General features: G+C 72.2%; 10 protein-coding genes. 7 read left to right on the forward strand and 3 right to left on the reverse strand.

Annotated elements, in window-relative coordinates:
* Positions 1-94 precede the first annotated feature (94 nt).
* Positions 95-2,461 (forward strand): extracellular catalytic domain type 1 short-chain-length polyhydroxyalkanoate depolymerase, encoded by a 2,367-nt coding sequence (locus Mam01_RS31380; protein WP_204288806.1) that lies wholly within the window; start codon positions 95-97, stop codon positions 2,459-2,461.
* A 185-nt stretch (positions 2,462-2,646) separates the two neighbouring features.
* Positions 2,647-4,236 carry a serine/threonine protein kinase gene (locus Mam01_RS31385; protein WP_204288807.1) on the forward strand — a complete coding sequence of 530 codons (1,590 nt, stop codon included), beginning with the start codon at positions 2,647-2,649 and terminating at the stop codon, positions 4,234-4,236.
* A gap of 56 nt (positions 4,237-4,292) precedes the next feature.
* On the opposite strand, the gene Mam01_RS31390 is transcribed toward Mam01_RS31385, so the two are convergent.
* The 3 genes from Mam01_RS31390 to Mam01_RS31400 all read right to left on the reverse strand — a co-directional run bounded on the left by Mam01_RS31390 (position 4,293) and on the right by Mam01_RS31400 (position 7,901).
* The gene (locus tag Mam01_RS31390; RefSeq protein WP_204288808.1) at positions 4,293-5,087 is read right to left on the reverse strand and encodes a DUF4259 domain-containing protein; all 795 of its coding nucleotides are present in this window, start codon (positions 5,085-5,087) and stop codon (positions 4,293-4,295) included.
* Positions 5,088-5,217: 130 nt separating this feature from the next.
* Positions 5,218-7,383, reverse strand: coding sequence for a glycoside hydrolase family 44 protein (locus tag Mam01_RS31395; protein ID WP_204288809.1), 2,166 nt, complete (start codon positions 7,381-7,383; stop codon positions 5,218-5,220).
* A gap of 266 nt (positions 7,384-7,649) precedes the next feature.
* The gene (locus tag Mam01_RS31400; protein WP_204288810.1) at positions 7,650-7,901 is read right to left on the reverse strand and encodes a LuxR C-terminal-related transcriptional regulator; all 252 of its coding nucleotides are present in this window, start codon (positions 7,899-7,901) and stop codon (positions 7,650-7,652) included.
* Between the two features lie 272 nt (positions 7,902-8,173).
* On the opposite strand from Mam01_RS31400, the gene Mam01_RS31405 reads away from it, so the two are divergent.
* From Mam01_RS31405 to Mam01_RS31425, 5 genes are all read left to right on the forward strand, one after another.
* Positions 8,174-9,115 (forward strand): ABC transporter ATP-binding protein, encoded by a 942-nt coding sequence (locus Mam01_RS31405; protein WP_204288811.1) that lies wholly within the window; start codon positions 8,174-8,176, stop codon positions 9,113-9,115.
* Positions 9,116-9,117: 2 nt separating this feature from the next.
* Positions 9,118-9,930: an ABC transporter permease gene (locus tag Mam01_RS31410; RefSeq protein WP_204288812.1), complete on the forward strand. Its 813-nt coding sequence runs from the start codon at positions 9,118-9,120 to the stop codon at positions 9,928-9,930.
* Between the two features lie 63 nt (positions 9,931-9,993).
* Entirely contained in the window at positions 9,994-11,157 is a 1,164-nt protein-coding gene (locus tag Mam01_RS31415) for a YcaO-like family protein (RefSeq protein ID WP_204288813.1), read from the forward strand.
* A gap of 34 nt (positions 11,158-11,191) precedes the next feature.
* Positions 11,192-12,538: a TfuA-like protein gene (locus tag Mam01_RS31420; protein ID WP_204288814.1), complete on the forward strand. Its 1,347-nt coding sequence runs from the start codon at positions 11,192-11,194 to the stop codon at positions 12,536-12,538.
* A 67-nt stretch (positions 12,539-12,605) separates the two neighbouring features.
* Entirely contained in the window at positions 12,606-13,862 is a 1,257-nt protein-coding gene (locus tag Mam01_RS31425; protein WP_204288815.1) for a cytochrome P450 family protein, read from the forward strand.
* The last annotated feature ends 43 nt before the right edge of the window (positions 13,863-13,905 follow it).

Consider the following 13,905-nt stretch of genomic DNA (forward strand, 5'->3'; position numbering starts at 1 on the left):
GATGTCCCGCGATCTCGGAGCAGTGCGGGGAGCCCGATCCCGGGTGTCGCCGGCGCGACACCGGGCCGGTGCGACCGGAGGAAGGAACTCTCACGTGAGACGACGCATCGTGGCCGTGCTGGCGGCCATGCTGATGCCCGTGGTCGCGCTGGCCGCGTTACTGGTCGCCCAGCCGGCCGCCGCGGCCTCGCTGACCCGGGTGACGAGCTTCGGGAACAACCCGAGCAACCTCAACATGTACATCTATGTGCCGGACCGGGTGGCCTCCCGGCCGGCGCTGCTGGTCGCCGTCCACTACTGCACGGGAACCGCGTCCGCGCTGTACAGCGGGTATTTCCGGGACTACGTCACCGCGGCCGACCAGTACGGATACATCATCGTGTTCCCCGAGGCCACCCGCAGCGGGCAGTGCTTCGACGTGTACTCGCCCCAGGCGCTCAGGCGGGGCGGCGGCAGCGACCCCGTGGGCATCATGTCGATGGTCGACTACGCCAGGTCGCGCTACAACGTGGACCCCGGCCGGATCTACGTCAGCGGCGTCTCCTCCGGCGCGATGATGACGAACGTGCTCGCCGCCGAGTATCCGGACGTGTTCAAGGCGGGCTCGGCGTTCATGGGCGTCCCTGCGGGCTGCTTCGCGACGACCGACGGCTCCACCTGGAACAGTCAGTGCGCCAACGGGCAGGTCAGCAAGACCGCCCAGCAGTGGGGAGACCTGGCCCGCTCGATGTACTCCGGATACACCGGCTCCTACCCCCGCATGCAGCTGTGGCACGGCACCACCGACAGCACGCTGCACTACAACAACTTCGGGGAAGAGATCAAGCAGTGGACCAACCTCAACGGCGTGAGCCAGACGCCGGCCGCCACCGACACCCCGTCGTCGGGCTGGACCCGCACCCGGTACGGCGGTAACGGCACCCAGCCGCCCGTCGAGGGCGTCAGCGTCTCCGGCCAGGGCCACTCGCTGCCCCTCAACGGCCAGATCGCCTACGCCATCAACTTCCTCGGCCTCAACAGCACGACGCCCAGCTCGCCGTCACCCTCCCCGTCGCCCACGCCGCCGAACAGCCCTTCGCCCAGCCCGTCGGTCAGTCCGTCGGCCGGTCCGCCCGCCTCGACACTGGGCGCGGCGGCGGCCCGCAGCGGCCGCTACTTCGGCACCGCGATCAGCGCGAGCAAGCTCGGCGACTCGCAGTACACGACCATCGCGAACCGTGAGTTCAACATGGTGACGGCCGAGAACGAGATGAAGATCGACGCGACCGAGCCCAACCGCGGTCAGTTCACCTTCACCAACGCCGACCGGATCTACAACTGGGCCGTGCAGAACGGCAAGCGGGTTCGTGGCCACACGCTGGCCTGGCACCAGCAGCAGCCGGGCTGGATGCAGTCGCTGTCGGGCAGCAGCCTGCGCCAGGCGATGATCGACCACATCAACGGCGTCATGTCCCACTACAAGGGCAAGATCTACGCCTGGGACGTCGTCAACGAGGCGTTCGACGACAGCAACGGCGGCCGGCGCGACTCCAACCTCCAGCGCACCGGCAACGACTGGATCGAGGTGGCCTTCCGCACCGCGCGGGCCGCCGACCCCGACGCCAAGCTCTGCTACAACGACTACAACACCGACAACTGGACCTGGGCCAAGACGCAGGGCGTCTACAACATGGTCAAGGACTTCAAGCAGCGCGGCGTGCCGATCGACTGCGTCGGCTTCCAGTCGCACTTCAACAGCGGCAGCCCGTACAACAGCAACTACCGCACCACGCTGTCCAGCTTCGCCGCGCTCGGGGTGGACGTGCAGATCACCGAGCTGGACATCCAGGGCGCATCAGCGCAGACCTACGCCAACGTGGTCAACGACTGCCTCGCGGTGCCGCGGTGCAACGGCATCACCGTGTGGGGCGTGCGTGACAGCGACTCGTGGCGGTCGGGTGACACCCCGCTGCTGTTCGACGGCAACGGCAACAAGAAGGCCGCCTACACCTCGGTCCTCGACGCCCTCAACGCCGCCGTCCCCAGCACCTCGCCCAGCCCCACGCCGCCGGTGAGCCCCAGCGCGACGCCGTCCGACAGCCCGAGCGCGACCCCGTCGGACAGCCCCAGCCCGACTCCCTCCGACAGCCCCTCGCCCAGCCCGTCGGAGTCGCCCACGGTGGAGCCGGGCGGATGCAGCGCGACGATGCGGACGGTGAACTCCTGGCCCGGCGGATTCCAGTCGGAGGTCACGGTGAGCGCCGGCGGCTCGGCGATCAGGGGCTGGACGGTGAGCTGGAACTGGTCCGGCTCCGCGTCCATCACCCAGCTGTGGAACGGCGTCCGGTCCGGCTCCGGCTCGGCCGTCACCGTCCGCAACGAGTCCTACAACGGCACGGTCGCCGCGGGCGGCACCACCACTTTCGGTTTCACCGGCAGCGGCAGCGCCGAGACGCCCAGCCTGACCTGCGGCGCGTCCTGACCGGCGAAATCCGATGACGCTCTCCTGACCAGGAGGAGCACGCCGGGCATCCCCGCCGCTCGCGGGGGTGCCCGGCGCACGCCTTCGGCGGCCCTCAGGGCATCGGTCCGGCGAACCCGGCCCTGCCGCCGATCTTCGGCGGGATAATGGGAGCGCCGTACGTGCCCCCGACCCACCGGAGAGTCATGCCGCAGCCGCTGGAGCCCGGCGACCCCGGTCGCCTGGGCTCCTACCGCATCACCGGCAGGATCGGCGAGGGAGGGCAGGGCGTCGTCTACCTCGGCGAGGGCGAGTCCGGCGGCCTGGTCGCGGTCAAGCTCTTCCACGCGCGACTCGGGGGAGACGCCGCGGCCCACGACGCCTTCGTACGCGAGACGGAGCTCGCCCGCAGGGTCGCCCGGTTCTGCACGGCCCAGGTGCTGGAGTCCGGCGTGGACGGCGGCCGGCCCTACATCGTGAGCGAGTACGTCCAGGGGCACGCGCTGAGCCAGGTGGTGGCCGCGCACGGGCCGATGTCGGGCGGCGCGCTCGAACGGCTCGCCATCGCCACGGCCACGGCGCTGGTCGCCCTGCACGACGCCGGGGTGGTCCATCGGGACTTCAAGCCGCACAACGTGCTGATCGGACCGGACGGGCCGCGGGTCATCGACTTCGGGATCGCCCGCGCTCTCGTCGGCACGAGTACCGTGACCAGCCAAGTCGTCGGCACTCCCGCCTACATGGCGCCCGAGCAGTTCACGGCGGGCGAGCTCGGTTTCGCCCTGGACGTGTTCGCCTGGGCGTCCACCATGGTGTTCGCCGCCACCGGCCGCGCGCCGTTCGGCGCCGACGCGATCCCCGCCATCATCAACCGGATCCTCAACCAGGAACCCGACCTGGACGGCGTCGAGGCGCCGCTGCGCGACCTGCTCACGGCCTGTCTCGCCAAGAACCCCGACCGGCGCCCGGCCGCACGGGAGATCCTCGACCGCCTCGTGCGCCCCCGCCACGACGCCCCGTCCGTGCCCACCCCGGCCGCGCCCACCCCGTCCGTGCCCACCCCGGCCGCGCCCACTCCGGCTACTCTGCCCCCCGTGCCCTCAGCGTCCGGGCCGGTCGTGGCGGCGGGCCGCAGTCGGCGCGGGCGCGTCGTGGGGACCGCCGTCGCCGCCGTGGTCGTGGTGGCCGCGCTGGTCGCCGCCGTCGCGCTGCTGCCGTCGCTGCGCCGGCCGTCCGCGGGAAGCGGGCCCTCCCTGACGGAGCGGGCGGCGGCGGCCGGCACGGCCCCGGCCGCCGCCTCAGCCGGGACCGGCGGAGGCGCGTCTCCGTCCGGGGCTCCGTCGCGCACCACCGCCTCGCGGTCCGCCTCGCCCGCCTCCTCACCGGCCTCTTCACCCCGGCCGCGGGTGAGCCGGCCCACGGCCGGGCCGGTCGTCACCCGGCCGGGCCCGACAAGGACGATCACCGCACGGCCGACCGTCCGCCGCTCGAAGACGGCCACACCGGTCCCCGCGGATCCTCCGGCATCGAGGTCGCCGAAGCCGTCGCCCGCGCCGGCCCTGCGGCTCGTGGAGCTGGGCGGCGGACACTTCACCGAGTACTGCGTGAGCCTCGGCTGGGAGTGGGTCGAGTACCGGGAGTCGCCCACGCCCGGTGCGTACTGCGTCAAGCGGAAGGGCGACACCATGTACCTCTCCCAGAGCCAGCGCGACGCGGGCTGCCGATGGCGCTTCCACGACCCGAAGGCCTTCCACCGGTTCAAGGGCAAGTCGAACTACTGCTACGCCTACCGCTGACCGCCGGGCCGTGTCCCTCCGCGCCACCGTCCCATGCCGGGAAGGAAGGGGCCAGGTCAGGCGGGCAGTGGCGGGAGGGAGGCGAGGCCGAGGTAGCGGCCCGCGGCCGACAGGGCACGGTGCAGATCGGCGGCGACCTCCCGCTCGACGTCCTCGTCGGGGAGCAGGTGCGGGTGCCCGAAGTCGATCCACGCCTCCGCGGTGAGGCGGCCTCGGGAGACCTGTGCCGCGTACGGGCCCGTCGCGAGCGTGCCGAAGACGAGCAACTCCTGCAGGCCGGACGGACGCCACCACTCGGTCCAGACCGGCGTCTCGTTGAGCGCGGAGACGAGCCGACCGGCCGCCACGGCGTACGGCGAGCGGGCCGGAAGACTCCCGGTCCGATGACTCCAGGTGGCCCACAACCAGCCCTTGGAGAGGTCCGGAACCGGCGGGGCGGGCATCTCCTGCGGTTCCCCGGCCAGCGCCTTCCGGTACGGCTCGACGTGGTCCAGGTAGCCCTGCCAGTCCGGGTGCATGTGAGCGAGTGGCCCGTCCGGGCGGGTCGCGATGGCGAAGGCGGCGGCGGCCAGACGGCGCAGGTCCTCGGTGACATCGAAGGGGTTGCGGTCCAGCCAGTGGTGGGCCCGCTCGTCGGGGGCGATCCCCGACATCCGGGCGGCGACCAGGCAGGCGACCGCCAGGGCGGCGTCGACGGCGTCGGCGAGATCCTCTTCCTCGAACCGCAGGAACTCGCCGAGCAGGCCGGTCATCGCGGCCGCGACGTCGTCGCTCTCCTCGATCACCGCCACCCCGTCGGCGGCCTCGTCGCTGTCGAACGGACCCTCCAGGAAGCCGATCTCATCGTCCATAGTGGCGATCTTGCCACGGCTGCTCACGCCGCGTGGCGAGCTCGCCCGGACGGAGTATCCCGGGACGGAATCGGGCCGGACGGGCCGGAGGGAGGGCGGTGCGGGACCGCGCCGCCCTCCGCGTCTCACGTCAGGCGCCGCAGGAGGCGCCGTTCAGGGTGAACTGCTTGGGTGCGATGTTGGAGCCGTTCCAGCCGCCGATGAAGCCGAAGCTCACGCTGCCACCGCCCGCCGCGATCGAGGCGTTGTAGCTCGCGTTGGTCACCGTCACCTTCGAGCCGCTCTGGGTGTACGAGCCGTCCCACAGCTGGTTGACGGTCTGCCCGTTGCCGAACGTCCAGCCGAGCTGCCAGCCCTTCACGGCGGAGGCGCCGCGGTTGACGATCCGGACATCGGCCTGGAACCCGCCGGGCCACTGGTTCGTGATGGTGTACGTCACCGAGCAGGAGCCGGGCGGCGTCGGAGTCCCGCTGGGCGACGGCGACGGCGACCGCGTCGGGGAGGCGCTGGGGGAGGGGCTGGGGGAGGGGCTGGGGCTGCGCGAGGGCGACACGCTGGGCGACGGGGAGACGCTCGGCGAGGGCGACGCGCTGGGCGACGGAGAGACGCTCGGCGACGGGCTGGGGGACGTCACGGTCCCCGCCGGGACGACGATCGTGCTGATCGAGTTCGCCGGGAACGTGCCGGTGAAGCCGCTCGCGCCCACCTGGACGTCGGCGTCCCTCCTGATGGCCGAGGTGTCGGCCGCGCCGTACCGGTAGACCTGCGCGGTCGCGGCGCCGGTGCGGCCCTTGAGCGCGATGTCGCTGGTCAGGGCGTCGCCGGTCTTGTTGACCACGACGAGGGTGAGGGCCTTGTCGGAGGCGCGCTCGGCGGCGTACACCGCGAGCTTGCCCTGGTCGGCGCTGACGGAGCTGACGGCGGTCTCGCCGAAGCGGCCGCCCTTGCCGTCGTAGTTGAGGTACATCCGGAAGGCGTACGCGCCGGGCTGGGAGGCGGTCGGCGGGCCCCACAGGCTGGCCAGGTCGACGCCCTCGCGGCCGAAGATGCCGAGCACGTCGGCCTGCGCCAGCGCGCCGTTGATGTGGTCGAGGGCGCCCCAGTTGTACTCGGTGATCGCGGTCTTGGTGCCCGGATACTCCGCGGCGACCAGCTCCTTCATCCGGGGGATCAGGCGGACCTGGGTGTTGATCCAGCTCTCGTCGGTGTACGACGGGTCCCACAGGGCCCGGGTGGAGCGCAGCCGCAGCGCGTCGGTCGCAGGGTCGCCGCCGCTCCCGAACGCGACACCCGAGGCCTGGGGATAGAAGTGCTCGTCGAAGTAGTCGAGGACGCGCAGGTGGTTCGTGTCCTCGTACTTCTTCATCTGCCGCAGATACCAGGTCGTGAAGGGCAGGCCGTCGCGGGCCGCCTTGTCGGGCGGGTTCGACCAGCAGTTGGTCCGGCCGCAGATCTCCTGGTCGAGGCCCGAGTAGTCCCACGAGGACCAGCCCCAGCCGACCGGCCCGAGCGTCTTGGCACCGGGGTCGGCGGCCTTGATCGCGGCGCCGATGAGGTACCCCTTGTCACGCAGCTCGACCGAGCTCGCGCCCTCGGGGTGGACGTCGCGGTGCGTGCCGTGCCAGATGTCGGGCTCGTTGTCGAGGTTGTAGAACTTCACCCCGCCGCTCGCCGCCGTGCCGTACTTGCCGGTGAGGTGGGCGATCCAGTCCTTCACGTACGACGCCCCGGCCTCCACGCTCGTGTCGTGGGGGTCGTTGCCGGTGATCTTCGTGCCGTCCGGCTTCACGCCGTTGCCGCAGTCGGGCCGCCACTGGTCGGTCTGCTGCTGCGGGCCGTACTTGGCGACGGAGAAGCCGCAGGAGGCGTCGCGGCCCTTCGGCACCCAGCCGATGAGCGGCATGGTGAGGATCGTGTCGGTGCCGGTGCGCCGGTCCTGCTCCACGAACGTGTCGACGCTGGAGCCGTCGGGGAGCGCGGACGGGTTGGTGTTGTCCTCCGCGATGTTCTCGAAGAACCAGTCGGAGGCCCGGTTGCTGGTGTCGTACAGGTAGTTGTAGCGCGTGGTCGCGTTGCCGCCCCAGCGCCGTACGGGCAGGCGCAGTTCCTTGGCCAGCGTCTCGTCGGCGAAGTTCATGCCGTAGACGTACGGGCTGATGGCGTGCCGTCCGGCGGTCACGTCCACGGTGACCGCCGGGCCGGTCGCGGCGGCGAGGGCGGCGGGAGCCGCCCCGGCCGCGCCGGCGGCCAGGGCCATCGCCACCGTGAGGGTGGCGGGAAGCGTTTTTCTGAGCACGGGTTTCCTTCCGAATCCCTGGGATCCTGGCGGCCTGACGGCGGGGGATTACCGGGAGTCGCCGTCGCGGCCAGGGCCTCACGCTGGCCAAAGGCCCGGGCGGGAGACAAGGCGGAAGGCCGCCGGGGCAGTGGAAACGGGCGGTGAGCTGGCACGGCCCGCCGCGCGGGGCGAAAGTTTCAGAGGCGGCCGGGACCACGCCGGGCCGCCCGCTCCCGCCCGCGCGTGGACCCCGCGTGGATCCCGCGTGAAACTACAGGGCCGGCTTACCCGAGGACGTCGGAGACGCTGGGCGGCCAGATGCCGACGTGCAGGAGCCGGTGCGCGTAGAAGTAGGCCACGAGCTGGCTGCGGTTGCTGCAGGCGAACTGGAGGAGCAGCTTGCTGATCCGCTCCGCCACGGTGTACCGGCTGAGGTGCATCTCGTGGGCGATCTTCGTCGTCGTGTAGCCCCTGGCCAGCATGACGATCAGCCATCGGTCGCGATCATTGATCAGGCCGTCGGAAACAAGGTCCATGTGCAGTCCCGGTTCGGATCGCTCGATTGTGTGACCTGGTGAGGCCCCCCTCTGCGGCGACCCTAGAAAGGCGCGCTTAACGATCGGTATGGCCGGGCCATGGCCGTGGTTATGGCCCTCCGGGCGACGCCGGTAGCCCACGTTTGTGGGGTTGTGTCACCTGCTCGTCCCCGGCTCATACTCGACCAGCGACGCGTTCCGAGCAGGCCGGGGGACGATCGGAGGGCGACTCACATCGCTGGGCAGCGGGAGGGCGAAGTGAAGGGCAGGCTGTGTTGAGAGACGTCGTGACGGCCGTGGGGCTGACCAAACAATATCGGGGCAGCGAGAGACCGGCCGTGGACGACGTCTCCTTCGAGATCGCCCAGGGGGAGACCATCGGGCTCCTGGGCCCCAACGGCGCCGGCAAGACCACCCTGATCAAGATGATCTGCGGCGTCACCACTCCAACCTCCGGTGAGATCCGGGTCTTCGACGCCGATCCGGTGCGTCAGCCCGTCCTCGCCAAGAGCGGCATCGGCGCGATGCACCAGAGCGGTCCGTTCGACATGATGCTGCCGGCGCTGGACAACCTGCGGATCGCCGCCCGGTTCCGCGGGCTGCGGTGGCGCGACGTACGGCCGTGGGCGTTCGAGGTGGCGGACTTCCTCGGCGTCACCGGCTCGATGCAGCGCCTGGTGTTCCAGATGTCGGGTGGTCAGCGGCAGCGGCTCCAACTGGTGCGGGCGCTGCTCACCATCCCGCGGCTGCTCATCCTCGACGAGCCCTCCGCGGGCCTGGACGTCGCGGGGCGGCGCCAGGTCGAGCGGTTCGTGACGTGGCTGCGCGAGGAGCACGGCGTGACGGTGCTGTGGACCAGCCACCACATCGACGAGCTGGAGCGCAATAGCCAGCGCGTGCTGGTCGTCGACCGCGGGCGGGTGGTGCGCTTCGCCAAGCCGCGCGAACTCGTGGAGGAGTTCGGCAGCACCCATCTGCTGGTAACCGTCGAGGACCCGGCGTCGGGCGGCCTGGTGGCCGCCTGGGCGGAGTCGGCCGGGCTCAGGGCCAAGGCCGAGGACAACGAGGTGCGCATCGACGACGCGAAGGCACGCGACCTGCTGCCGGAGCTGTCCCGCTACTGCCAGGACCACGCCGTCGCGATCACCGGGGTGTCGACCGCCGTGGACTCGCTTGAGGAGGTCTTCCTCCGGATGACCGGGAACGAGGGCTGACGATGGCCGCCGGGCTGCACTTCCACGCCGCGCCCCCCGCCCCCACGGAGAGGGCGACGGACCTGCTCGCGGTGCTCTACCGGGAGTACGCGCTGCTCGCCCGCAACCGGGTCTACCTGATCCTCGGCCTGACGCCGATGCTGGTCTACCTCCTGCTGGTGAACACCTCGCTGAGCAACCTCGTCAGGGTCGTCGACTACAAGGGCGTCAGCGTCGGGTTCGCGGTCTTCCTGCTCCCCATGACGCTCGCGATGTCGGTCGTGAGCGCGGCGGCGACGTCCGCCATGGCCGTGTTCCAGGAGGAGATGAGCGGGGTGGCGACCCAGCTGTGGTCGTACCCCATGCGCAGGTCGCGCTTCCTGCTCGGCAAGATGATCGCCGGCGTCTCGCTGGTGCTGGGACAGACCCTGCTGGGCCTCGGCGTGGCGGCGCTCATCTTCGACCTGCCGTTCGGCCCGGAGAACTGGGTGGGGCTGCTGTCGGCGCTCGCGCTGTCGGCCCTGGCGCTCAACGGGCTCTACCTGGCGGCGGCGATCACGATCACGGACTACCAGGCCTTCATGGTGCTGTCGAACGTGTCGATGCCCGTCCTCGTCTTCAGCGCCCCGTCGATGTACACCACCGAGAGCATGCCGACGGTGCTGCAGTGGATCTCCGTGGTCAACCCGCTGACGTACGCGATCAACGGCATGCGGGACGCCGCGGTCTTCGGGGTCGGCGAGGCCTGGGTGGACCTGCTCGTGCTGGCGGTCATGGCGGTCGTCGGCTACACCGTGGGCGGCCGCGCCCTGATCAACCGCGCACGCAACATCTGACGACCCGACACCTGACACGGCCGGCCTGACAGGGCGCCTCACCTCGACCCGGGCAAGGGGACGATGCGGACAGAAACCTCCTCCCACTCTTGGCTCCTCTCCCTCTCCGACGAGACGAAGGTCCGGCTGCCGGGGACGGACCGGGCCCGGGACCCCGCCGCCACCCTGGGGATGGCCGGCCGCGCCGCGCGCCGGGCCGGGGTCACCCGGGTCGCGGACATCACCCGGCTCGACACCCTCGGCATCCCGACGTACCAGGCGATCAGGCCTGCTGCGCGGACCCTCGCCGTCTCCCAGGGCAAGGGCGTCACGGCGGACCTGGCGAAGCTGTCCGCGATGATGGAGTCCGTCGAGCTCTGGCACGCCGAGCAGCCCATGCGGCCGGTCACGACCGCGTCCGCCCGTGAGCTGGCCGGGGAACTGGGCTACGACGTGGGCGCCCTTCCGCGCTGCGCGCCGAGCCTGCTGCACGACGGCCTGCCGGTGGACTGGGTGGCCGCCAGATCGCTCGCGGACGGCTCGCCGACGCTCGTCCCCATGGAACTGGCGCAGTTCACCCTCGTCCGCAGGACCGGCTGGCACCCGCCGGTGTTCTTCTCCTCGACCAACGGCCTGGCCAGCGGGAACACGCTGACGGAGGGCGTGCTGCACGCGTTGTACGAGGTGATCGAGCGGGACGCCGTCACCGCCTTCATGACCGGCGGCGACCCGGGAACCCGGGTCGACCCGCGCTCGCTCGGCTCGCCGGTCGTCGACGACCTGTGCGTGACGATGGAACGGGCCCGCGTCCGCATGGAGGTCAGGTCGCTGGCCTCGCCGACCGGGCTGCCGTGCTTCCTCGCCCGGATCACCTGCGACGACTATCCGCCGCCGTTCCTCGGCTTCGGCTGCCACCTCAGCTCGGAGATCGCGCTCAGCCGCGCCGTCACCGAGGCCGCGCAGGCGAGGCTGGGCTACATCGCGGGATCGCGCGACGACCTGCACGCGAACGTCCACGACGGCCAGGGCGCGCCGCGACGACCGGAGCCGCCGCAGGAGCCCGGCGCGCCGATCACGCCGCTGCACGCGCACGAGAGCCTGGTCGACGACCTGGACGACGTGGTGAAGCGCGCCACGGTCGCCTTCTCCCACGCGCCTCTCGTCGTCGACCTGACGCGGGAGGACCTCGGCGTGCCGGTCGTCAGGGTGCTGGCGCCGGGGAGCCGCGTGTGCCCGGAGGTCTTCTGATGAGCGAGGGTGTTCCGATGAGCGGGGGTCGTCGATGAGCTCGCCGAACGTGGTCGTCTACGCGGGTCCGACGATCTCCCCCGACGAGGTCCGCGGCGTCGTGCCGCACGCGCGGGTGCGGCCGCCCGTCGCCCGGGGCGACCTGCTCAGCGAGACCTGGAGCCCGGACGACACCGCCGTCATCATCGACGGCTACTACCGCGAGAAGCTGGCGGTGGGCCACAAGGAGATCCTCTGGCTGATCGCCGAGGGCGTGAACGTCGTCGGCGCGGCCAGCATGGGCGCCCTGCGCGCGGCCGAGCTGAGCCCGTACGGCATGACCGGCGCCGGGACCGTGTTCGACATGTACACGACGGGCGAGGTCGACGGCGACGACGAGGTCGCGGTGCTGCACGGCCCCGCCGACCTCGGCTACCCGGCCGGGACGGTCGCGCTGGTCAACCTCCGGTACGGCTGCCGGGAGGGGGCGAGGACGGGCCGGATCCCGGCGGAGGCCGGGGAGCGCATCGTCCGCGCGGCCAAGGCGATGCCGTTCGCGCACCGCACCTGGCAGGAACTCGGCGCGGCGGTGGACGGCGACGACCGCGCCTGCCTGGAGACGCTGCGGCAGCTGATCGGCACGGGGGAGTGGGACGTCAAACGGCTGGACGCGCTGGCCGCGCTGCGGGCGGCCGACGAGCGCCGCGCCGGAGGGCCTGGCGAGAGACCCGATGGGGAAGCCGAGGACTGGGCGGCCGACACGGCGCTGACCGGGATCACCCACTACGAGGCGCTGAAGTGGCGGTCGAGGCGCGAGTACGCGCCGGGCCGGTGGATGACCGACCTCGACGTCGTGACCGCGGGGCGGCTGTTCGGCGACGACTATCCCCGCCTGCACGAGGAGACGCTGACGGGCCTGCTGACCGGCTTCGCCGCCGGCCGGGGCCTCGACCTGGAGGCGTACGTGCGCGCCCGGCTCGGGGTCGCCGAGGCCGAGCCCCTGCCGCCCGTGCTCGCGCCGTGGCTCACCGAGACCGAGCGCGCCGCCCTCCCCGTCGGAGAACAGCTGCGGCTGGTCATGGTGCGGGTCTGGCCGGTCTGGCAGTCGGAGGACTGGCGGCCGGTCGTGCTGGAACGGGTCCGGCGGTCGGGCCACTGGCAGGAGTGGTCGGAGATCGTCGCCCGCGCCGACGAGGTGGCGGAGCGGACCCGTGGCCGGCTCGCCGTCCCGCCGCCGGAGATCTGCGCGAAGCTCTTCCTGCGCCACTGGCACGGGAAGGGGACGTCGGCCGAGGTGGAGATGGCCCGGCGCGGCTTCACCGGCCCGCAGGAGCTGGGACACGCCGTCAGACGGTTCTTCGCCCTCGACGTCCAGAACGCGCGTGCCTCCGGAAACCGCTGACGCCGGTGCGGGGGCCGGGGGCAGCCCGTGTCCCGGAACGCCGGTGAGTCCGCGTGAGGAGAGGGTCGTGACCGTGACCGAACCCGGGCAGCCGTCCGGCCCGGCCGCGCAGCCGTTCGATCCGGCGGCGGCGCGGCACCGGCCGGACCCCCATCCGCTGTTCCACCGGATGCGCGAGCAGGCGCCGGTCTACCGGTACGTGAACCCCGGGAGCGGCCGGGTGCTGTGGTACCTGACCCGGTACGCCGACGTGCAGCGCGCGCTGCTCGACCCGGACGTCGGCCGTCAGCTCGACCGGCTGCCGCCCGAGCTCGCCGCGCCGCACCGCAGGGCCGAGATGCGCGACCCGCTGGCCATGCTGCGGCGCAACGTCTTCCACCTCGATCCGCCCGACCACACCCGCATCCGCAGGCTGATGGCACCGGCCTTCGGCGCCCGTACGGTGGCCGCGCTGGAGCGGCGCGTCCACCGGGTCGCGGGCGAGCTCCTGGACGGCATGGCGGCGGGCGGCGAGGCCGACCTGATCCGGGAGCTCGCGCTGCCGCTGCCGGTCCTGGTCGTCGCCGACCTGCTCGGCCTGCCCCCCGAGGACCGCGCCCGGCTGCGCGGGTGGAGCGACGAGATCGTGGGCAGCGGGGACGCGGGCCGGATCCGCCGGGCCGGCCTGGAGTTCGCCGCGTACGCCAACGAGAGGATCGACGAGCGGCGGGCGCACCCGGGGGACGACCTGCTGAGCCGGCTCGCCGAGGCCGAGCGGACGGGCGGGATCAGCCGCGCGGAGCTGGTCTCCAGCGTGTTCCAGCTGCTGCTCGCCGGGGACGAGACGACCGTCAACCTGATCGGGAACGGCGTGCTGGAGCTGCTGCGGCACCCCCGCCAGCTGGACCGGCTGCGGGCGCGCCCGGAGCTGATCGGCTCCATGGTCGAGGAGGCGCTGCGGTTCAACGGCCCGGTCGGGCACTCCCGCCCGCTGTACGTCCTCGCCGACGTGGAGATCGGCGGGACCGTCATCCCCCGCGGGGACGTGGTCGTGCCGGTGCTGCTGGCGGCCAACCGCGACCCGGCGGTGTTCCCCCGGCCGGATGTCTTCGACATCGCCCGCAGCCCCAACCGGCATCTGGGCTTCGGCCACGGCGCGCACTTCTGCCTCGGCGCGGCGCTGGCGCGCCTGCAGGCCGTGGCCGCCATCGGGGCGCTGGTGCGCCGATTCCCCGACATCGCCCTCGCGGTCGACCCCGCCGGCCTGGAGTGGACGCCCGACCTGTTCCTGCACGGCGTACGCCGCCTGCCACTGCGGCTGCGCCTGGAGGCGGGCGTCGCGTGACGCCTGTCCCTTGTCTGTCAGAGCCTTCGGAAGGAGCCGGCCC

This window comes from Microbispora amethystogenes (assembly GCF_016863015.1).
Classification (GTDB): Bacteria; Actinomycetota; Actinomycetes; order Streptosporangiales; family Streptosporangiaceae; genus Microbispora; species Microbispora amethystogenes.